16 protein-coding genes are annotated in these 21,264 nt (G+C 54.1%); 9 read left to right on the plus strand and 7 right to left on the minus strand.

The features are described 5' to 3' along the window. Window positions 1–17 precede the first annotated feature (17 nt). From spoT to JWF83_RS23165, 5 genes are all read left to right on the plus strand, one after another. Window positions 18–2,135, plus strand: a complete 2,118-nt coding sequence (gene spoT, locus JWF83_RS23145; RefSeq protein ID WP_413652860.1) for a bifunctional GTP diphosphokinase/guanosine-3',5'-bis pyrophosphate 3'-pyrophosphohydrolase — start codon at window positions 18–20, stop codon at window positions 2,133–2,135. Window positions 2,136–2,143: 8 nt separating this feature from the next. Further along, entirely contained in the window at window positions 2,144–2,839 is a 696-nt protein-coding gene (gene trmH / locus JWF83_RS23150) for a tRNA (guanosine(18)-2'-O)-methyltransferase TrmH (protein ID WP_413652861.1), read from the plus strand. Next, window positions 2,836–4,917 carry an ATP-dependent DNA helicase RecG gene (gene recG / locus JWF83_RS23155; protein ID WP_413653043.1) on the plus strand — a complete coding sequence of 694 codons (2,082 nt, stop codon included), beginning with the start codon at window positions 2,836–2,838 and terminating at the stop codon, window positions 4,915–4,917. The genes trmH and recG overlap by 4 nt, the downstream gene beginning before the upstream one ends. Before the next feature lie 160 nt (window positions 4,918–5,077). Beyond that, window positions 5,078–6,466 (plus strand): nucleobase:cation symporter-2 family protein, encoded by a 1,389-nt coding sequence (locus JWF83_RS23160; RefSeq protein ID WP_413652862.1) that lies wholly within the window; start codon window positions 5,078–5,080, stop codon window positions 6,464–6,466. Between the two features lie 141 nt (window positions 6,467–6,607). Next, on the plus strand, window positions 6,608–8,284 hold the full coding sequence (locus JWF83_RS23165) for an AsmA family protein (RefSeq protein WP_413652863.1): 1,677 nt from the start codon (window positions 6,608–6,610) through the stop codon (window positions 8,282–8,284). Window positions 8,285–8,363: 79 nt separating this feature from the next. On the opposite strand, the gene fabY is transcribed toward JWF83_RS23165, so the two are convergent. The 5 genes from fabY to typA form a co-directional block, all read right to left on the minus strand. Beyond that, on the minus strand, window positions 8,364–9,311 hold the full coding sequence (gene fabY, locus JWF83_RS23170; protein ID WP_413652864.1) for a fatty acid biosynthesis protein FabY: 948 nt from the start codon (window positions 9,309–9,311) through the stop codon (window positions 8,364–8,366). A gap of 59 nt (window positions 9,312–9,370) precedes the next feature. Beyond that, window positions 9,371–9,808, minus strand: a complete 438-nt coding sequence (gene dtd / locus JWF83_RS23175; protein WP_413652865.1) for a D-aminoacyl-tRNA deacylase — start codon at window positions 9,806–9,808, stop codon at window positions 9,371–9,373. Beyond that, a complete protein-coding gene (locus JWF83_RS23180; protein ID WP_413652866.1) occupies window positions 9,805–10,671 on the minus strand; it encodes a virulence factor BrkB family protein in 867 nt (288 codons plus the stop codon). The genes dtd and JWF83_RS23180 overlap by 4 nt, the downstream gene beginning before the upstream one ends. A 9-nt stretch (window positions 10,672–10,680) precedes the next feature. Then, a complete protein-coding gene (gene yihX, locus JWF83_RS23185; RefSeq protein WP_413652867.1) occupies window positions 10,681–11,280 on the minus strand; it encodes a glucose-1-phosphatase in 600 nt (199 codons plus the stop codon). A 269-nt stretch (window positions 11,281–11,549) separates the two neighbouring features. Beyond that, window positions 11,550–13,373 (minus strand): ribosome-dependent GTPase TypA, encoded by a 1,824-nt coding sequence (gene typA / locus JWF83_RS23190; RefSeq protein ID WP_413652868.1) that lies wholly within the window; start codon window positions 13,371–13,373, stop codon window positions 11,550–11,552. A 435-nt stretch (window positions 13,374–13,808) separates the two neighbouring features. Here typA and glnA point away from each other — a divergent pair, with 435 nt between their 5' ends. The 3 genes from glnA (at window position 13,809) to glnG (ending at window position 17,864) form a co-directional block, all read left to right on the plus strand. Next, window positions 13,809–15,218 carry a glutamate--ammonia ligase gene (glnA, locus tag JWF83_RS23195; protein WP_413652869.1) on the plus strand — a complete coding sequence of 470 codons (1,410 nt, stop codon included), beginning with the start codon at window positions 13,809–13,811 and terminating at the stop codon, window positions 15,216–15,218. A 179-nt stretch (window positions 15,219–15,397) separates the two neighbouring features. Beyond that, window positions 15,398–16,447 (plus strand): nitrogen regulation protein NR(II), encoded by a 1,050-nt coding sequence (glnL, locus tag JWF83_RS23200; protein ID WP_413652870.1) that lies wholly within the window; start codon window positions 15,398–15,400, stop codon window positions 16,445–16,447. A 7-nt stretch (window positions 16,448–16,454) separates the two neighbouring features. Continuing rightward, complete coding sequence (glnG, locus tag JWF83_RS23205; protein ID WP_413652871.1) at window positions 16,455–17,864, plus strand: nitrogen regulation protein NR(I); 1,410 nt, start codon at window positions 16,455–16,457, stop codon at window positions 17,862–17,864. Window positions 17,865–17,903: 39 nt separating this feature from the next. On the opposite strand, the gene hemN is transcribed toward glnG, so the two are convergent. Then, window positions 17,904–19,277 (minus strand): oxygen-independent coproporphyrinogen III oxidase, encoded by a 1,374-nt coding sequence (gene hemN / locus JWF83_RS23210; RefSeq protein ID WP_413652872.1) that lies wholly within the window; start codon window positions 19,275–19,277, stop codon window positions 17,904–17,906. Between the two features lie 248 nt (window positions 19,278–19,525). Continuing rightward, window positions 19,526–20,053 (minus strand): Der GTPase-activating protein YihI, encoded by a 528-nt coding sequence (yihI, locus tag JWF83_RS23215; protein ID WP_413652873.1) that lies wholly within the window; start codon window positions 20,051–20,053, stop codon window positions 19,526–19,528. Between the two features lie 560 nt (window positions 20,054–20,613). Here yihI and yihA point away from each other — a divergent pair. Further along, entirely contained in the window at window positions 20,614–21,249 is a 636-nt protein-coding gene (gene yihA / locus JWF83_RS23220) for a ribosome biogenesis GTP-binding protein YihA/YsxC (protein WP_413652874.1), read from the plus strand. Window positions 21,250–21,264: the final 15 nt, after the last annotated feature.

Consider the following 21,264-nt stretch of genomic DNA (forward strand, 5'->3'; position numbering starts at 1 on the left):
CTGCCGGAAGGCTCGCCTTGTATCTGTTTGAAAGCCTCAATCAGCTGATTGAAAAATACTTGCCTGAGGACCAAATTAAGCGCCTCAAGCAAGCTTACCTTGTCGCACGTGATGCTCACGAGGGACAGACACGCTCCAGTGGTGAGCCTTATATCACCCATCCGGTCGCTGTCGCCTGCATTCTCGCTGAAATGAAGCTCGACCATGAGACACTGATGGCCGCGCTTCTGCATGACGTCATTGAAGACACGCCGGCCACTTATCAGGATATGGAACAGCTGTTTGGCAAAAGCGTTGCCGAACTGGTTGAGGGCGTATCCAAACTGGATAAGCTGAAATTCCGCGACAAGAAAGAGGCCCAGGCAGAGAACTTCCGCAAGATGATCATGGCGATGGTGCAGGATATCCGCGTCATTTTGATCAAGCTGGCCGACCGTACCCACAATATGCGCACCCTGGGCTCACTGCGCCCGGATAAACGCCGCCGTATTGCGCTGGAAACGCTGGAGATTTACAGTCCTCTGGCCCACCGGCTGGGTATTCATCACCTGAAAACCGAGCTTGAAGAGCTCGGTTTTGAAGCGCTCTACCCTAATCGCTACCGGGTAATCAAAGAAGTGGTGAAGGCCGCACGCGGCAACCGTAAAGAGATGATTCAAAAGATCCTCTCAGAAATTGACGGTCGCCTGCAGGAAGCCGGCATTCCCTGTCGCGTCAGCGGTCGGGAAAAACACCTCTACTCGATCTACTGCAAAATGCATCTGAAAGAGCAGCGCTTTCACTCGATCATGGATATCTACGCATTTCGCGTGATCGTCAGCGATGTCGATACCTGTTATCGCGTGCTGGGTCAGATGCATAGCTTGTATAAACCCCGTCCCGGACGGGTGAAAGACTATATTGCCATTCCCAAAGCCAACGGCTATCAGTCGCTGCACACTTCCATGATCGGCCCGCATGGCGTGCCGGTCGAAGTGCAGATCCGCACGGAAGATATGGATCAGATGGCGGAAATGGGTGTTGCCGCACACTGGGCTTATAAAGAACAGGGCGAAAGCAGCACTACCGCACAGATTCGCGCCCAGCGCTGGCTACAGAGCCTGCTGGAGCTGCAGCAGAGTGCCGGTAGTTCCTTTGAATTTATTGAGAGCGTGAAATCCGATCTGTTCCCGGATGAGATTTACGTTTTCACCCCGGAAGGCCGCATCGTCGAGCTGCCTGCGGGCGCAACGCCGGTCGATTTTGCCTATGCGGTGCATACCGATATCGGTCATGCCTGCGTAGGCGCGCGCGTCGATCGCCAGCCTTATCCCCTGTCTCAGCCGCTCACCAGCGGCCAGACGGTCGAAATCATTACCGCACCGGGCGCGCGTCCCAATGCCGCATGGCTTAACTTTGTCGTCAGCTCGAAGGCGCGGGCGAAAATTCGTCAGCTGCTGAAAAACCTAAAGCGTGATGACTCGGTAAGCCTCGGGCGTCGCCTGCTGAACCATGCGCTGGGCGGCAGCCGTAAACTGGCTGAGATCCCGCCGGAAAATGTTCAGCAAGAACTTGAGCGGATGAAACTCGCCACTCTGGACGATCTGCTGGCAGAAATCGGCCTCGGTAACGCGATGAGCGTCGTGGTGGCGAAAAATCTGCAGCAGAATGAGCAGGTCGCGCCAGTGCCGTCCACCAGCGGCCACTCGCGCAGTAAGCTGCCGATTAAAGGCGCCGACGGGGTGTTGATTACCTTCGCCAAATGCTGCCGACCGATCCCGGGTGACCCGATTGTCGCGCATGTCAGCCCGGGCAAAGGGCTGGTGGTGCACCACGAATCCTGCCGTAATATCCGTGGCTACCAGAAAGAGCCGGAAAAATTTATGGCGGTAGAGTGGGATAAAGAGACCGAGCAGGAGTTTGTCGCCGAGATTAAGGTGGATATGTTTAACCATCAGGGCGCACTGGCCAACCTGACCGCCGCTATCAATACTGCCGCTTCCAATATTCAGAGTCTGAATACCGAAGAGAAAGATGGTCGTGTGTATAGCGCGTTTATTCGTCTGACCGCACGTGACCGCGTTCATCTGGCAAATATTATGCGTAAAATCCGCGTTATGCCGGATGTTATTAAAGTTCACCGTAACCGTAATTAGCGCCTGATATGAATGCTCAACGCTTTGCTCGTATTCGCGAGATGCTTGCCGCGCGGCAGCACGATCTGACCGTCTGCATGGAACAAGTTCATAAGCCGCATAACGTCTCTGCCGTGATCCGTACGGCAGACGCCGTTGGCGTGCATGAAGTCCATGCCGTCTGGCCCGGCCACCGCATGCGCACTATGGTCTCTGCCGCAGCGGGCAGCAATAGCTGGGTGCAGGTGCAAACCCATCGCACTATCGCTGAGGCCGTCAGTCAGCTTAAACAGCAGGGCATGCAAATCCTGGCAACACATCTGTCTGACAAAGCCGTGGATTTTCGCGAGATTGATTACACGCGCCCCACCTGCATTCTGATGGGTCAGGAGAAAACCGGCATTACGCAGCAGGCACTGGATCTGGCCGATCAGGACATTATTATTCCCATGATCGGCATGGTGCAGTCACTGAATGTCTCTGTCGCCTCAGCATTAATTCTGTATGAAGCGCAGCGCCAGCGTCAGAATGCCGGCATGTACAACCGCACCAGCAGCACCCTTGACGAGGCAGAACAACAGCGTCTGTTGTTTGAAGGGGGTTACCCGGTACTGGCTCGCGTCGCCAAACATAAGGGCCTGCCTTACCCACGGATCAATGACAGTGGCGAGGTAGTCGCTGACGACGCATGGTGGACGACCATGCAATCTTCGGTGAAAAAATGAAAGGCCGCCTGCTGGATGCCGTACCCCTCAGTACGCTTTCCGGCGTTGGCGCCAGTCAGGCTGGCAAACTGGCCAGGCTCGGTCTGCATACCGTGCAGGATTTGTTGCTTCATCTGCCAATGCGTTATGAAGACCGCACCCAACTCTATGCCATAAACGATCTGCTGCCAGGGATCTATGCCACGGTAGAAGGCGAAGTGTTGCATAGCGAGATCAGCTTTGGCCGTCGACGCATGCTGACCTGTCAGATCAGTGATGGCAGCGGCGTACTGACCATGCGCTTTTTCAATTTCAATGCCGGGATGAAAAACAGTCTTGCCGCGGGTAGCCGCGTGACCGCCTATGGCGAGATTAAACGCGGCCAGCGCGGCGCAGAGATTATCCACCCGGAATACCGTGTTCAGGGCGAAAACAGTGTTACCGAGTTACAGGAGACGCTGACGCCGGTCTATTCCACCACCGAAGGCATCCGCCAGGCGACGCTGCGTAATCTTACCGAACAGGCCCTCACTCTGCTGGAGACCTGCGCGATTGCGGAGTTGCTGCCGCCCGATCTCAGCCAGGGAATGATTAGCCTGCCGCAGGCGTTGCGCACCCTGCACCGTCCGCCGCCAGATATGGCGCTGGCCGACCTGGAAAGCGGTAAACACCCGGCCCAGCGCCGGTTGATTATGGAAGAGCTGCTGGCACACAATCTCAGTATGCTGGCGGTACGCGCTGGCGCGCAGCGCTACCACGCATTGCCAATGTCTGCGCGCCATGACCTGAGCGACAAGCTGCTGGCTGCGCTGCCGTTTAAACCCACCGCTGCCCAGCAGCGGGTGGTGGCGGAGATCGAACGCGACCTGGCTCATGATTATCCGATGATGCGGCTGGTGCAGGGCGATGTCGGCTCCGGTAAAACGCTGGTCGCCGCGTTGGCGGCGCTGAATGTGATTGCTTACGGTAAGCAGGTGGCGCTGATGGCGCCGACCGAATTGCTGGCCGAGCAACATGCCAATAACTTCCGTCAGTGGTTTGCGCCGTTAGGTATTGAAGTCGGCTGGCTGGCGGGTAAACAGAAAGGGAAAGCCCGTCAGGCGCAACAGGAAGCGATTGCCAGTGGTCAGGTGGCGATGATTGTCGGCACCCATGCGATTTTCCAGGAGCAGGTGCAGTTTAATGGTCTGGCGCTGGTGATTATTGATGAGCAGCACCGGTTTGGCGTCCACCAGCGTCTGGCGCTATGGGAAAAAGGCGAGGAACAGGGGTTCCATCCCCATCAGCTGATTATGACCGCCACGCCAATCCCGCGAACCCTGGCGATGACGGCCTATGCCGATCTTGATACCTCCACCATCGATGAACTGCCGCCGGGGCGTACGCCGGTAACCACCGTCGCCATTCCTGATACTCGCCGCGCGGATATTATTGCCCGGGTGAAAAGTGCCTGTAGTGAAGAGGGACGCCAGGCTTACTGGGTCTGTACACTGATTGAAGAATCAGAGTTGCTGGAAGCGCAGGCCGCCGAAGCCAGCTGGGAAGAGCTGAAAATTGCGCTGCCGGATCTGCAGGTCGGGATGGTCCATGGCCGGATGAAGCCGCAGGAAAAACAGGAAGTGATGCAATCGTTTAAGCAGGGTGATATCCAGCTGCTGGTGGCCACTACGGTAATTGAAGTCGGTGTTGACGTGCCCAACGCCAGCCTGATGATTATTGAAAACCCGGAACGTCTGGGGCTGGCCCAGTTGCATCAGTTACGTGGCCGCGTTGGACGCGGAGCCATCGCCTCGCACTGTGTACTGTTGTATAAAGCGCCACTCAGCAAAACCGCACAGAAACGCCTGCAGGTGCTGCGCGACAGTAATGACGGCTTTGTTATAGCCCAGTGCGATCTGGAAATTCGTGGGCCAGGTGAAATGCTTGGCACCCGCCAGACCGGCAATGCCGAGTTTAAAGTCGCCGACCTGCTGCGCGATCAGGCGATGATCCCGGAAGTGCAGCGCGTGGCGCGCCATATCCACCAGCACTATCCCGAGCAAGCCCAGGCACTGATTGAACGCTGGCTGCCGGAAACCGAGCGTTATACTAACGCCTGATCGGACATACCTTCGCGTATTGCCACCTCACCCCCCTCTCTCCTGCTATCCATTCCGCCTGAGTTACAGAATTGTTTAATCGATACGGAAAATTGGCAAACGATTGCTTTTGCCTGGCAGAAGATTAAAATCGCCACTTTGCCGCCCGGGAACCGTTAAAATGTCCGCCGAAATTGATGCTGTAACAGCAAACCGTAACCCCACTCCTGCCGCTAAAAGCGAGCTGATTTACCGCCTTGAAGACCGTCCACCCCTGCCACAAACGCTGTTTGCCGCCTGTCAGCATCTGTTGGCGATGTTTGTCGCCGTCATCACCCCGGCGTTGTTGATTTGTCAGGCTCTGGGTTTACCGGCGCAGGATACTCAGCACATTATCAGCATGTCGCTGTTCGCCTCGGGCGTCGCCTCGATTTTACAGATTAAAACCTGGGGACCGGTAGGTTCCGGCCTGCTGTCAATTCAGGGCACCAGCTTTAATTTTGTTACTCCGCTGATTATGGGCGGTATGGTGTTGAAAAACGGCGGCGCCGATGTACCGACCATGATGGCCGCGCTGTTTGGTACGCTGATGATTGCGTCCTGCACCGAAATGCTGCTGTCGCGCGTACTGCATCTGGCGCGCCGCATCATTACCCCGCTGGTTTCCGGCATTGTGGTGATGATTATCGGCCTGTCGCTGATTCAGGTTGGTCTCACCTCCATCGGCGGTGGTTTCGCGGCGATGAACGATCACAGTTTTGGCGCCCCGCGCAATCTGCTGCTGGCCGGGGTGGTGCTGGCGGTAATTATTCTGCTTAATCGTCAGCGCAACGCTTATCTGCGCGTCGCCTCGCTGGTGATTGCGATGGCCGTGGGTTATCTGCTGGCCTGGGCGCTGGATATGCTGCCACAGAGCGGCCCGGCCACCAATAATGCCCTGATCGCCATCCCGACGCCGTTCTATTACGGCCTCGGCTTCGACTGGAACCTGCTGATCCCGCTGATGCTGGTGTTTATGGTGACCTCACTGGAAACCATTGGTGATATCACCGCTACGTCCGATGTATCAGAGCAACCGGTAAGCGGACCGCTGTATATGAAGCGTCTGAAAGGCGGAGTACTGGCAAACGGTCTGAACTCCTTTGTCTCTGCGCTGTTCAACACCTTCCCTAACTCCTGCTTTGGTCAGAACAATGGCGTTATCCAGCTGACCGGTGTCGCCAGCCGCTATGTCGGCTTTGTTGTCGCGCTGATGCTGATCGTACTGGGTCTGTTCCCGGCAGTCAGCGGCTTTGTGCAGCATATCCCTGAACCGGTTCTTGGTGGCGCCACCATTGTGATGTTTGGTACCATTGCCGCTTCAGGCGTGCGTATCGTGTCTCGCGAACCGCTGAACCGTCGCGCGATTATGATTATTGCCTTATCACTGGCGGTGGGTCTCGGTGTTTCTCAGCAACCATTGATTCTGCAATTTGCGCCCGACTGGCTGAAAACCCTGCTTTCTTCGGGCATCGCCGCTGGCGGTATCACTGCCATTGTACTGAATCTGGTTTTCCCGCAAGAGAAGTAACCTGCACCGGGCGGGGCAGAACTCGCCCGTATTCCCACTGATTTTTCAGTGAGTTTGTCTGACTTTACATCCAGCCTGTTGAGCTATATGGGTAATTCAGGCATAACAACCGGACACCGGAAATTCATAGGGAAGGATGCAATGAAATTTATCGGAAAATTTTTTCTGACGCTGCTGTTACTGATTCTGTTAGTACTGGTGGTGATGTATGTTTTGCTGCAGACAAGTTGGGGAGCTGACTGGACCAGTCGCTGGATCAGCGATCGTACCGACTATCATCTGTCGGTAGCCAAAGTTGAGCACGATTTTTCCTCGCCCTCACATCTGATACTGAGTGATGTCACCTTTGGCCATGATGGTCAGCCTGCGGTGCTGGTGGCAAAACGTGTCGATCTGGGCTTTACGCTGGCGCAGTTCAGCGATCCACTGCAATTTGACAGTGTAGAGCTGAGTGGCGGCGCCCTGAATGTTTCTGACAGCAGTGTGGCATGGCCGCTGCAGGCCAGACGCTTACAGCTTAGCGATATGGCTATCGACAGTCCGCACAGCGTACTGCCGATCAGCGCGCAACGCGTCAACGGCGGCGTAATGCCGTGGCAGCCGGGGGTAGGCAATGTACTGGGTAATAATGCCAGCTTCCAGCTGAGTGCCAGCACAATGGTGCTCAATGGCGTCCCCGGCAGCAATGTGCTGTTGCAGGGGCGCATTGATAATCAGCGTCTGGTATTCAGCAATGTCGGCGCCGACCTGGCACGCGGCTCAATGACCGGCAACGCCGAACGTGATGCCCAGGGTAACTGGCGCATCGCAAATCTGCGCCTGAATGATGTACGTCTGCAATCCGCTCAGTCGCTGACCGACTTCCTGCAACCGCTGCTTAACCTGCCTTCGGTGCAGTTCGAACGCGTTGATGTGACCGATGCGCGTTTGCAGGGGCCGGACTGGGCCGTCACCGATCTCGACCTGTCGCTGAAGGATTTGACCTTGCGTAATGGCGACTGGGAAAGCAACGGTGGATCGCTGTCGATGAACGCCAGCAGCTTTATCAACGGCCAGCTGGAGCTTAACGATCCGATTGTGAATATGGACTTCACGCCCGAGGGTATCAATATCTCGCAGTTCAGCTCTCGCTGGGTGAATGGACTGATCCGCACTAAAGGGCAGTGGCTGCGCAGCAATAAGCGTCTGACGCTGGATGAACTGGTGGTTGCCGGTCTGGAGTATACCCTGCCGACAAACTGGCGTGACCGCTGGATGCAACAGCTACCGGGCTGGCTGGATAGCGTGGCGGTAACCCGTTTCGCCGCTAATCGCAATCTGGTGATTGATATCAATCCGGCATTCCCTTTCCAGATGACGGCGCTGGATGGTAACGGCAGTAATCTGCTGATGGCCCGCGATCATCAGTGGGGTATCTGGGCCGGCGCCCTTAACTTTAACGCCGCGGAAGCCACCTTTAACCGAACCGATCTGCGTCATCCTTCACTGGCGTTAACGGCGGACAGTAATCAGATTAACGTGACTGAAATGAGTGCATTTGCCGGTGAGGGGATGCTGGAAAGTTTAGCTACCGTCTCGCAACAACCTGCGCGGGCATTGTCATTAACCCTGAACGGACGTGGGGTTGCAACCGGTCTGTTGCACAACTGGGGCTGGCCGGCCGTACCGCTACCGGGAACCGGAAGTCTGCAGTTAAAACTCGATGCCAGCCTGGCGGCGGCTACGCCGTTGCGTCAAAGCGCCAGCGGCACCCTGTCAGTGAACGCCAATGATCAGAGCGTGCAGCAGCATTTGGTGAATGGCGAACTACGTCCATAAATGTAACGGGAGCCATAAATGTAACGGGAGCCATAAATGGCTCCCCTACAGGGTTTCAGGCACTTCCTGACCACCAAAACTAATTAATATTGCCGCCGGAACCGCCCTCTTCCAGCGGTCCATCCGGATCCGCTGGCAGTACGATAAACACCCCTTCAAACACCGCGCCCAGCAGATCATTGCCAAACAGTTCCACTTCCAGCTGCACGCGCGCTTTGCGTCCACGCGCCAGGCGATCCAGATCGCCACTGAGCGATCCCAGATTGGCTATCGCGCCGGGTTTACCGGTAATCGCATGACTATAGCGAATATGCGCATCCGCCAGAATAATGGTGCCGCCAAGATGACGTTCGCGCAGCAACAGCCAAATCAGCCCCCAGCCGGTAAGCGTCGCCAGAGAGAACAGGCTGCCGGCAAACAGGGTGTGGTGCGGATTCTGGTTACCGGTCTCTGGCATGGTGGTGATAAATTTCTGCCCGGTGTACTGGGTAATACGCACGCCCATTTTCTCGCTTAATGGGATATGTTCGTACCATGCCTGCTGCAACTGCCCGCACCAGTCGGCGCGATGCAAAATGTCATCGAGGGTAACTACCGGTTTGATCATCAGAAAATGGCGTACCGGCGTGGTTTGCGGCGCGGTAATTTCCCCCTGGTTGACGTAACCCAGCTTGGCAAAAAATTCGACCGCATCCTCACGCGCGCTGCAGACCACACGCTTCACCCCTTCCTGACGCGCCACGGACTCCAGTGTCATCGCCATCAGGGTGCCCAGTCCTTTGCCCTGAACTGAGGGATGAACCGCCATAAAGCGAATCGCCGCTTCATTGTCAGCATTGATATACAGTCGCCCGATGGCTACCGGTTTACCCTCTTCATCCACCACCATTTGATGATGCGCCATCGCATCCCAGGCATCGCGTTCCGATCCCAGCGGCTGGTGCAGCGGTTTGCGTAGCATCTCCCAACGAAACTGATAATAGATATCCAGCTCTTCTGCCGTTTCAGGTACACGAAGGTGATACATAAAGTGGTTCTCTCTGTCAGAGCTCGCCTGGCCTGTCCATTGCCGCTCAGCTAACTGGCTCACACCTGTAACCAAAAGGTGACGGGGCCATCATTGACCAGCGAGACTTGCATGTCTGCCGCGAAGCGGCCGGTTTCCGTCGCTATGCCCTTCTCCCTGCAACATCCGACGAAATAATTATACAGTTGTTCAGCTTCTGCCGGCTCGGCACCACCAGAAAAACCGGGCCGCATGCCTTTATTTGTTTCCGCCGCCAGGGTGAACTGAGACACCACCAGCACGCTGCCGCCCGCCTGCTGTACATTCAGATTCATCTTGTCGTTTTCATCGCCGAAAATGCGATAGCCTAATACGCGTTCGCACAGACGCCCGGCTTTCTGTTCGGTATCTCCTTTTTCCACGCCAAGCAAGATGAGTAATCCTGGCCCAATTTCGCCGATGGTCTCTCCAGCCACCGTCACACTGGCATTCAGCGTTCGCTGTATTAACGCAATCATGGTTCCCCGTTAGCCTTTTCTTGTTCTTTTCGTTTTAACTGGCGATAGTCGTCCAAAGATACTGTGATTTCCGCCCCTAAAAGTACGATACACCAGGTCCAGTATACCCAGAGAAAAAGAATGGGTATCACCGCCAGCACACCGTAAATCAGCTGGTATGAGGGAAACATCGTAACATAGAGCGCAAAACCTTTTTTGCCCAGCTCAAAAAGTAAACTGGCCACCAGCGCGCCAATCAGCGCATCGCGCGGCGGCACTCTGGTGGTTGGCACAATACTGTACAGCAGCCAGAATGCCAGCCAGGAGAGTAATAGAGGGAAAATACGCAGTAGCTGGTCGATCAGGCTGGTTACGCCGGTCACCGCCATCCAGCGCAGCGACAGCAGATAAGAACTGATGGCCAGGCTGGCTCCCGCCAGCAGCGGGCCGAGGGTCAGAATCATCCAGTACACGGCAAAGGAATAGACCAGCGGACGCTTTTTGCTGCTGCGCCAGATAGCGTTCAGCGCCGTATCCACCGAGTACATCAATAACAGCGCAGTAATAATCAGCCCTGTGGCACCAATCACCGTCATTTTATTGACGTTGGCGACGAACTGTTCCAGATAACGCTGGATAGTGTTTCCCGCCGCGGGCACAAAATTGGAGAAGATAAAATTCTTCAATTGAATGCTGACATCAGAGAACACCGGGAAAGCAGCGAACAGCGCAAACACCACCGCAATCAGCGGCACCAGCGCCAGTAACGAGACAAAGGCGAGGTTGCCGGCATGGGTAGTCATGCCATCATGCTCAATTCGTCGCCACAGCAGTTTTAACCAGGCAAACAGTACCCGCGCCGTATGACGCGTATGTTTAATCACCGACATCGCTTATGGGTGCGGCTGAGTAAAATAAGCCGGGATCACGCTGGCGTCAGTGACATGGATACTGGTAATGCCCAGTGCGCGCGCCGCTTCGATATTCGCCAGGTTATCATCGAAGAACACCGCCTGATCCGCCGTTACGCCTTCCTGCTGCAGGACTTGCTGATAAATCGCCGCATCAGGTTTGCGCAATCCCATATCCTGCGACAGATAGAGCTTATCCGCGGCCTGCTCCACTTGCGGATATTCCGAGGGCCAGTAACTGCAATGCAGCCGGTTGGTATTAGACAGGATCACTACCCGGTCCCCCTGGGCGCGCAGTGCATGCATTCGGGCGATCACTTCCGGGCGGACATCGATAAATACTGCCTGCCAGCCGGTAGTAAACTGCTCGTAACTCAGGGCAATATCCAGCTCATTACACAGTACTGCCGCGAAGCGTTCATCGCTGATTTCACCGCGTTCATGCTGTTCAAAATTTTCACCCATGCGGAAGCGGCTCTTTAGCGTCGCCAGCGGTACACGACCAAGATCACTCCACACGCCGAGCACACGGTTGAAATCAATATCAACAATGACGTTACCTAAATCAAAGATATACAGCATGGTCATCTCCTTTTGTTCCGGTGAGTTATTCACTCTAGCGGTAAAACAGAGGACTGAACAGGTAACAAGCGGCAGGATAAGCGAAATCAGAACCTGGCCCGACTTTTTGCATCAGGGGCGACTAAATAAGTAGCCTGATTCCGCCTGCCGGTATGTGGGGGTTCTCACAATTTTTCGCGCGACAGGTATTTTATTGGCGGGAGATAAAACTGCCCGGGAAAAAAAAAGCCCCGATAATCGGGGCTTTCTTACTTCAGACCAGGCTGAACTTAAGCGTCTTTGCTACCGCGAGAAGCACGTTTACGATCGTTCTCGGTCAGGTGGCGCTTACGGATACGAATGGAGGTAGGAGTCACTTCTACCAGTTCGTCATCATCGATAAACTCCAGCGCCTGTTCCAGTGACATTTTCACTGCCGGAACCAGGGTGGTCGCTTCATCGGTACCGGAAGCACGCATGTTGGTCAGTTTCTTACCGGTCAGGCAGTTAACTGTCAGGTCGTTAGAACGGCTGTGAATACCGATGATCTGGCCTTCATACACTTCCGCACCGTGACCCAGGAACAGCTTACCGCGATCCTGCAGGCTGAACAGCGCAAACGCGACGGCTTTACCCTGACCGTTAGAGATCAGTACGCCATTCTGGCGCTGGCCGATTTCGCCCGGACGAACGTCGTCGTAATGGCTGAAGGTGGAGTACAGCAGACCAGTACCGGAAGTCATGGTCATAAATTCAGTACGGAAACCGATCAGACCACGAGCCGGGATCAGGTAATCGAGACGAATACGACCTTTGCCATCTGGCACCATGTCTTTAACATCGCCTTTACGCTCACCCATCGCCTGCATCACAGCACCCTGATGCTGTTCTTCGATGTCCAGGGTCACGTTTTCAAACGGTTCCTGGTGACGGCCGTCGATCAAACGGTTGATAACTTTCGGACGTGACACCGCCAGCTCGAAGCCTTCGCGACGCATGTTTTCGATCAGTACTGACAGGTGCAGCTCGCCACGACCAGAAACACGGAATGCATCAGCATCTTCAGTTTCGTCAACGCGCAATGCCACGTTGTGCACCAGTTCTTTGTTCAGACGGTCAAGGATCTGACGTGAAGTCACATACTTACCTTCTTTACCACAGAATGGCGAGGTGTTGACGTTGAAGAACATGGTTACGGTAGGTTCATCAACGCTCAGGGCTGGCAGCGCTTCCACATTCTGCGGGTCGCAGATGGTGTCAGAGATGTTCAGTTCGCCCAGACCAGTGATGGCGATGATGTCGCCAGCTTCAGCCAGTGTCGCATCAATACGCTCCAGACCCATATGGGTCAGAACTTTACCGACTTTACCGTTACGGGTTTTGCCTTCGCTATCAACGATAGTAACCTGCTGGTTTGGCTTAACCACGCCGCGTTTGATACGGCCGATGCCGATAACGCCAACGTAGTTGTTGTAGTCCAGCTGAGAAATCTGCATCTGGAACGGCGCTTCCATTTCTACCTGTGGAGGAGAAACGTGATCGACGATCGCCTGATACAGCGGGGTCATATCATCTGCCATATCGTTATGGTCAGTACCGGCGATACCGTTCAGCGCAGATGCATAAATAATTGGGAAATCGAGCTGCTCGTCGGTCGCGTCGAGGTTAACGAACAGGTCGAATACCTGATCGACAACCCAATCTGGACGTGCGCCCGGACGGTCAACTTTGTTGATTACAACAATCGGTTTCAGACCATTAGCAAAAGCTTTCTTGGTCACGAAACGGGTTTGCGGCATCGGGCCATCCATTGCGTCGACAACCAGCAGTACGGAGTCAACCATTGACATTACACGCTCAACTTCACCACCGAAGTCGGCGTGACCTGGAGTATCCACGATGTTGATGCGGTAGTCTCTCCAGTTAATGGCGGTGTTTTTGGCGAGGATGGTGATCCCACGCTCTTTCTCCAAATCGTTGGAGTCCATTACGCGTTCGGTTGCTTCGGTGCGGGAATCAAAGGTCCCGGACTGCTGCAGCAACTTATCAACCAGGGTAGTTTTACCATGGTCAACGTGGGCAATAATGGCGATGTTACGCAAATTTTCGATCACAGCTTTGCCTCAGGCATTAGAAATAGCGCGCTATTGTACACGGATTAATCGAAGGACTGAACAGGATCACAAATTTCATATAAAGATTACTGTCGGGATTGCTTTTACAGCCATTTACAGTGCAAAGATTGCACTCCGTCAAGAATTTGCACCAAACTAGTGCCCATTAATCATTCAAAAGCACCATAATGGTGCGCGACATCCATCATGGTGCATCTCTCGTCTCACGAGAGGGCGCATGATAACGCCTTTTCGGCTAAATAAAAAAGTTGGCATAGATTTCGCTTTAGTCTATTCAAGCGAAAACGGCAGTTTCCACAACGGTTGATAGCTTGTCTGAGATCTTTATTATCAGGTGTACGCGCCAATTTACGCGTTCCGCATCGTGAAGTTCTCGAACCACGACGACAATGACAAAATCCAGGAGAGTTAAGTATGTCCGCTGAACACGTTCTGTCGATGATGAACGAGCACGAAGTTAAGTTCGTCGATCTGCGTTTTACCGATACCAAGGGTAAAGAGCAGCACGTTACCATTCCTGCTCATCAGGTTAACGCTGACTTCTTCGAAGAAGGCAAAATGTTCGATGGTTCTTCCATCGGCGGATGGAAAGGCATCAACGAATCAGACATGGTTCTGATGCCAGATGCTACCACTGCAGTTCTGGATCCGTTCTTTGAAGATCCTACTCTGATCATCCGTTGTGACATCCTTGAGCCAGGCACCATGCAGGGCTACGATCGTGACCCACGTTCTATCGCTAAGCGTGCAGAAGATTTCCTGCGCTCTTCCGGTATCGCGGACACTGTCCTGTTCGGACCAGAACCAGAATTCTTCCTGTTTGATGACGTGCGTTTCGGCGCCACCACTTCCGGTTCACACGTTGCTATCGACGATATCGAAGCGGCATGGAACACCGGTAAAGAATACGAAGGCGGCAACAAAGGCCACCGTCCAGGTATCAAAGGCGGCTACTTCCCGGTACCACCGGTCGATTCATCACAGGACATCCGTTCTGCCATGTGTCTGACCATGGAACAGATGGGCCTGGTTGTTGAAGCTCATCACCACGAAGTGGCAACTGCTGGTCAGAACGAAGTGGCTACCCGCTTCAATACCATGACCAAAAAAGCGGACGAAATTCAGATCTACAAATATGTCGTGCACAACGTTGCTCACGCTTACGGCAAAACCGCGACCTTTATGCCGAAACCTATTTTCGGTGACAACGGTTCAGGTATGCACTGCCATATGTCCCTGTCTAAAGGCGGCAACAACCTGTTCGCTGGCGACAAATACGGCGGCCTGTCTGACATCGCCCTGTTCTACATCGGTGGTGTGATCAAACACGCTAAAGCAATCAACGCGCTGGCAAACCCAACCACCAACTCATACAAGCGTCTGGTCCCAGGCTACGAAGCACCGGTTATGCTGGCTTACTCTGCCCGTAACCGTTCTGCTTCTATCCGTATCCCAGTGGTCGCCAGCCCGAAAGCACGTCGCATCGAAGCTCGCTTCCCTGACCCAGCGGCTAACCCATACCTGGCGTTCTCAGCACTGCTGATGGCTGGCCTGGACGGCATCATCAACAAGATCCATCCTGGCGATGCTATGGATAAGAACTTGTATGACCTGCCGCCGGAAGAAGAAGCTGAGATTCCAAAAGTAGCAGGCTCTCTGGAAGAAGCGCTGAATGCCCTGAACGAAGACCGTGAGTTCCTGACTCGTGGTGGCGTGTTCACTGACGACGCGATCGATGCTTACATCGACCTGCGTAAGGCAGAAATGGATCGCGTTCGCATGACTCCGCATCCGGTAGAGTTTGAGCTTTACTACAGCGTTTAATTGGTTCGACGTTTTTGTTGCCGTGGAAACTTTCAGCCCATCTTCGGATGGGCTTTTTTCTCCACAAAACCATCGTTAAAGACGATGATTTCTGAACTGACGACTATAATGCACCAAAATAGTGCCTGTTTTGCCAGATATATGACCGGTAATACAGGCTGAGTGCAGGGGAAAGCTGTATGGCAACTGGCACCCTGCCCGATGCTGGGCAGATTCTCAACTCTCTGATTAACAGTATCTTGCTGGTCGATAACGAGCTGGTGGTTCATTACGCCAACCCGGCCGCACAGCAGCTACTGGCGCAAAGCTCCCGCAAGCTGTTTGGCACACCATTGCCAGATCTGATGGGCTATTTCTCGCTAAATATTGATGTCATGCGCGAAAGCCTTGATGCCGGCCAGGGATTTACCGACAGCGAAGTTACGCTGGTGGTGGACAGCCGCGCGCACATTATGTCACTGACGGCACAACGGCTACCTGATGGTTTTATCCTGCTGGAAATGGCGCCAATGGATAATCAGCGTCGTCTCAGTCAGGAACAGATTCAGCATGCTCAGCAGGTTGCCGCGCGTGATTTGGTTCGCGGCCTGGCGCATGAAATAAAGAACCCGCTGGGTGGATTACGCGGTGCGGCGCAGTTACTGGCGAAAGCCCTGCCCGACCCGTCATTAACCGAATATACCAAGGTGATCATTGAGCAGGCCGACCGTCTGCGCAATTTAGTTGATCGCCTGTTAGGGCCGCAACAGCCCGGCATGCACGTTACGCAAAGCATTCATCAGGTATCCGAACGCGTGGTTAACCTGGTGACAATGGAGTTGCCGGATAATGTGACGCTGGTGCGGGATTACGACCCAAGTTTACCTGAATTACCGCATGACCCCGACCAGCTGGAACAGGTGTTGCTGAATGTAGTTCGCAACGCGCTGCAGGCATTAGGTGAAGAAGGCGGAACCATTACTTTACGTACGCGCACAGCATTTCAGCTGACGCTGCATGGCGTACGTTATCGTCTGGTCGCGCGCATCGATATTGAAGATGACGGTCCAGGCATTCCGGCACAACTGCAGGATACGCTGTTTTATCCGATGGTGAGCGGACGTGAGGGGGGCACCGGTTTGGGGCTTTCCATTGCTCGCAGTCTGATCGATCAGCACTCAGGAAAAATAGAATTTAACAGTTGGCCCGGTCATACCGAATTCTCGGTTTACCTGCCTATTCGCCAGTGAGGTTTCTATGCAACGAGGGATAGTTTGGATCGTCGATGACGATAGCTCCATCCGCTGGGTGCTTGAACGTGCGCTCACTGGAGCCGGTTTAAGCTGCGCGACCTTTGATAGCGCAAACGAGGTGCTGGAAGCGCTCGCCACCAAAACCCCAGACGTTTTGTTATCAGATATTCGTATGCCCGGCATGGATGGCCTGGCGTTACTAAAGCAGATTAAACAGCGTCACCCAATGCTTCCGGTCATCATAATGACCGCGCATTCCGACCTGGATGCTGCCGTTAGCGCTTATCAGCAGGGTGCTTTTGATTACCTGCCAAAACCTTTTGATATTGACGAAGCGGTGGCGTTGGTTGAACGCGCTATCAGCCACTATCAGGAACAGCAGCAGCCGCGTAACCAGCCGGTCAATGGCCCGACCACCGATATTATCGGTGAAGCGCCAGCGATGCAGGACGTGTTCCGTATTATCGGCCGTCTGTCGCGTTCCTCGATCAGCGTGCTGATTAATGGCGAGTCAGGGACTGGTAAAGAGCTGGTGGCACATGCGCTGCATCGCCACAGTCCGCGCGCCAAAGCGCCGTTTATTGCGCTGAATATGGCCGCCATCCCGAAAGATTTGATTGAGTCGGAACTGTTTGGCCACGAGAAAGGGGCTTTTACCGGCGCCAATCAGATTCGTCAGGGCCGTTTTGAACAGGCTGATGGCGGTACGCTGTTTCTCGACGAAATTGGTGATATGCCGCTTGATGTGCAAACCCGCTTACTGCGTGTGCTGGCCGATGGTCAGTTCTATCGCGTCGGCGGCTATGCGCCGGTCAAAGTGGATGTGCGTATCATTGCCGCAACCCACCAGAACCTTGAGCTGCGCGTCCAGGAAGGTAAATTCCGTGAAGACTTGTTCCATCGCCTGAATGTGATCCGCGTGCATTTGCCGCCATTGCGTGAACGTCGTGAAGATATTCCGCGTCTGGCACGTTACTTCCTGCAAGTGGCGGCACGTGAGTTAGGTGTTGAAGCGAAAATTCTGCATCCGGAAACCGAAACAGCCTTAACCCGACTGCACTGGTCCGGTAACGTACGTCAGCTGGAGAATACCTGTCGCTGGCTGACGGTGATGGCGGCTGGTCAGGAAGTGTTGATTCAGGATCTGCCGTCTGAACTGTTTGAAACCTCGACGCCGGAAAATCCGGTGCAATCGCTGCCGGACAGCTGGGCAACCCTGTTAGCGCAGTGGGCCGATCGTGCATTGCGTTCCGGTCATCAAAACCTGCTGTCGGAAGCACAGCCGGAGATGGAAAGAACGCTGCTGACTACCGCCTTGCGTCATACGCAAGGTCATAAACAGGAGGCGGCACGCCTGCTGGGCTGGGGCCGCAATACGCTGACGCGTAAGCTGAAAGAGCTGGGAATGGAATAATACGACAACGGGCGGCAATCAATGCCGCCCGTTTTATTTTCAGATCACCCGCGAAAACTGCTGCGTACGCGCTTTCTGGCGCAGGTAGCGATCAAAGCACATACAGATATTCCTGATCAGCAAACGTCCCTTAGCGGTCACCTGAAGGCCCTTCTCGTGGCGATCCACCAGCCCATCCTCAATCAACGGCTGCAGCAGAGCCAGATCTGGCGCAAAGTAATGTGAAAAGTCGATTTGCCACCGCTGTTCAATCTGCGCGAAATCGAGCGCAAAATGGCAAATCAGCGCCTTGATCACATCACGTCGCAGACAGTCATCATCGGTTAAGGTTAAACCGCGCCATAGCGCATTACCTTGCAGGCTGACGCTGGCGCTGTAATCCTTCATTACTTTCTGGTTCTGGGCATAACTGTCGCCGATCATACTAATCGCCGACACTCCCATCCCGAGTAAATCACTGTCGCCCTGCGTGGTGTACCCCTGAAAGTTGCGGTGCAGCTTCCCTTCCCGCTGGGCAACCGCCAGTTCATCATCGGGACGGGCAAAGTGATCCATGCCGATAAACTGATAGCCTTCCGCCGTTAGCGTCGCGATGGTTTGCTGCAGAATCGCCAGACGCTGGCTGGCGTCGGGCAGATCCGCCGTTTTGATTTTGCGTTGCGCCGCAAACAGCTCCGGTAAATGAGCATAGTTAAAGACGCTCAGGCGATCGGGATTCAGCTCGGCCACTTTTTGCAGGGTGAAGGCAAAACTCTCCGCGGTCTGCGCCGGCAGGCCATAGATCAAATCAATATTGGTTGAGGTGAAGCCCAGCTGGCGCGCGCGCTTGATCAAAGCAAAAATAAACGCCTCATCCTGCACGCGGTTCACTTTTTCCTGCACCTGCTTATTAAAATCCTGCACCCCCATGCTCAGCCGGTTAAAACCCGCCGCGCGCAGGTGGTCGAGAATATCCAGCTCAATTTCGCGCGGATCGACTTCAATCGACAGTTCCGCGTCGGCACTGAAGTTGAAACAGCTGCGCAGCAGATCAATCAGGCGGGTAATTTGCGCCTTATCGAGGAAGGTGGGGGTACCGCCGCCCCAGTGCATCTGCGTCACCGTACGCTGCGTAAACAGCGGCGCACGTGAGCGGATCTCCTGCTCGAGGACATCCAGGTATTGATCGGCTTTATGCTGCTGACGCGTGACGATCTTATTGCAGCCACAGAAGTAGCACAGGCGGTGACAGAACGGGATATGCAGGTAAAGCGACAGTGGCCGTTCAGGGTAGCGCAACGCCGCCTGGCGGAAGGAGGCTTCGTTATAACTTTGATTGAATTCGAGTGCGGTAGGATAGGAGGTGTAGCGCGGCCCGGAATAGTTATATTTCTGAATCAGGGCCAGATCCCATTCAATCGTTGGCGTGGACATGGTTACTCCTTCCATTTACGTCGTCGTACAGACCGTCGTGCCTGAGGAAGCTGTTTCAGCTGCCGATTGACGGTGTCGCGTCGCAAACGGGATTTCAGCCGCGACAGGCGCCGTAGTTTAACGAATAACCCAATCAGATAACATATCAGAAACAATGCTAAAATTGATCCAGGCCAAAGCATCTGCTTAATCCTCGCAACCGGTACCCTGCGGGCAGAATACCGGTATTCGCGACAGAAAAATGCCGATCAGTTACCGCCCTTCAGCAGGCGGTACATATCTTCTTCCGCTTCGTCGCCGTCTTCGTCGTCACCTAATTCGATGCCCAACTGCTCCATCAGCACATCAATACGATCCAGTGTCTGATCCAGCCACGCCTGCTCTTCTGCAGGTAACGTTTCGCCATTTTCCAGCCGATCCAGCAGACCATCCAGACGTTCGCTGTTCTCCAGCATCGTCAGCTCTTCTTGCGGGCTCAGCTTTGGCTGTTTCTCAACCGCTTCTTTTTCTTTCTTCACTTTCACCGGTTTAGTCTGCACCCCCTCAGCAATCAGCGGCACCGGCTTTTTGCTGCCGATACGCGGATCTTTTGCTTTGCTGTCGTCGCCTTTCGTCGGGTTGCGGGCAATCGGGTTGGCACGGCTGCCAGAGGCATTGCCGCGGTGTTTTTTGTCTTGTTTACGATCGCGCGCTTGCTGGTTAATATCTTCGCGGGATGTACGTTTATCTTTAGGCGCTTTGGTTTTACCCTGCGGCGCTCGTGCAGGTTGCTTCATGATGTCGGCTCTCTGGAAATTATGTCTTCAGTATAGAATTGCGGCGAATCTAGCAGAAAGCGGACGAAGAAAAAAGGCGGCAGGTCACCCTGTCGCCTTTTTTCGCACCTTCCGTAGAAGGACAGTCTTCCTTTACATCCATTTATGCAATCAACGTCCCGGTTTTTCCTTGTGCCGTCCACTCATCCAGAGCGCTTCCCTCTCCTGTAAGGTTCTGATCCACTGAACCCAATCCCTTGTCCTCCACTCTTCGTCATCCTGACGTTCCCTGAGTGCTTCATCCTGAAGAGAGTTATCCAAACTCTGCGAATTACTTTAGACTAAACGGTCAAACAGACAAGGTAGTGCAAAAGGTTTGTTGTACTTTAGTTTAGGTACCAATTATCAAGTCAATGATAAATATACATAAAGTATTTTTATTTCTTGTTAAAAAAAGAAATAACTTACCGCAACTATGGCCAATGTCTCACAAAAACACCTAACACGACGCCTGTCGGGCGCTTTGCCCGCTTTACAGGTATAATCACGCCATCGCCACATTGACCTTCGGAGTTTCTATTTTGTCTGGCTGGAATTATCACGTAACGCATTTTGTCACCAGCGCCCCCGACATTCGTCACCTTCCTGCCGATACCGGCATCGAGGTCGCGTTTGCTGGTCGTTCTAACGCCGGTAAGTCCAGCGCGCTGAATACTCTTACTAATCAGAAAAGCCTCGCGCGTACCAGTAAGACCCCCGGACGTACGCAGCTGATCAACCTGTTTGAGGTTGAAGAAGGCATTCGCCTCGTCGACCTGCCCGGCTATGGCTATGCCCAGGTCCCGGAAGAGATGAAGCTGAAATGGCAGCGTGCGCTGGCTGAATATCTGCGCATGCGCAAATGTCTGAAAGGCCTGGTGGTGCTGATGGATATTCGTCACCCGTTGAAAGACCTCGATCAGTCGATGATTCAGTGGGCAGTTGAGAGTCGCATCCCGGTGCTGGTACTGCTGACCAAAGCCGATAAGCTGGCTTCCGGGGCGCGTAAGGCCCAGCTGGATATGGTGCGTGAAGCCTCAATGGCTTTTGTTGGCGATATTCAGGTTGAGATGTTTTCGTCACTGAAGAAGATTGGCGTCGACAAGTTACGCCAGAAGCTTGATAGCTGGTACAGCGAGATCGCGCCAGCCACAGAAGATGATAGCGCAGAAGAATAAACAACCCTCGCGGAG

It is taken from the genome of Pantoea sp. B65 (assembly GCF_047308185.1).
Lineage (GTDB): Bacteria > Pseudomonadota > Gammaproteobacteria > Enterobacterales > Enterobacteriaceae > Erwinia.

Coding starts and splice junctions, on each gene's coding strand:
- JWF83_RS23165 (WP_413652863.1), top strand. CDS start 6,608: ATGAAATTTATCGGAAAATTTTTTCTGACGCTGCTGTTACTGATTCTG.
- JWF83_RS23160 (WP_413652862.1), top strand. CDS start 5,078: ATGTCCGCCGAAATTGATGCTGTAACAGCAAACCGTAACCCCACTCCT.
- recG (WP_413653043.1), top strand. CDS start 2,836: ATGAAAGGCCGCCTGCTGGATGCCGTACCCCTCAGTACGCTTTCCGGC.
- yihI (WP_413652873.1), bottom strand. CDS start 20,053: ATGAAGCAACCTGCACGAGCGCCGCAGGGTAAAACCAAAGCGCCTAAA.
- glnG (WP_413652871.1), top strand. CDS start 16,455: ATGCAACGAGGGATAGTTTGGATCGTCGATGACGATAGCTCCATCCGC.
- yihX (WP_413652867.1), bottom strand. CDS start 11,280: ATGCTGTATATCTTTGATTTAGGTAACGTCATTGTTGATATTGATTTC.
- fabY (WP_413652864.1), bottom strand. CDS start 9,311: ATGTATCACCTTCGTGTACCTGAAACGGCAGAAGAGCTGGATATCTAT.
- glnL (WP_413652870.1), top strand. CDS start 15,398: ATGGCAACTGGCACCCTGCCCGATGCTGGGCAGATTCTCAACTCTCTG.
- glnA (WP_413652869.1), top strand. CDS start 13,809: ATGTCCGCTGAACACGTTCTGTCGATGATGAACGAGCACGAAGTTAAG.
- dtd (WP_413652865.1), bottom strand. CDS start 9,808: ATGATTGCGTTAATACAGCGAACGCTGAATGCCAGTGTGACGGTGGCT.
- hemN (WP_413652872.1), bottom strand. CDS start 19,277: ATGTCCACGCCAACGATTGAATGGGATCTGGCCCTGATTCAGAAATAT.
- trmH (WP_413652861.1), top strand. CDS start 2,144: ATGAATGCTCAACGCTTTGCTCGTATTCGCGAGATGCTTGCCGCGCGG.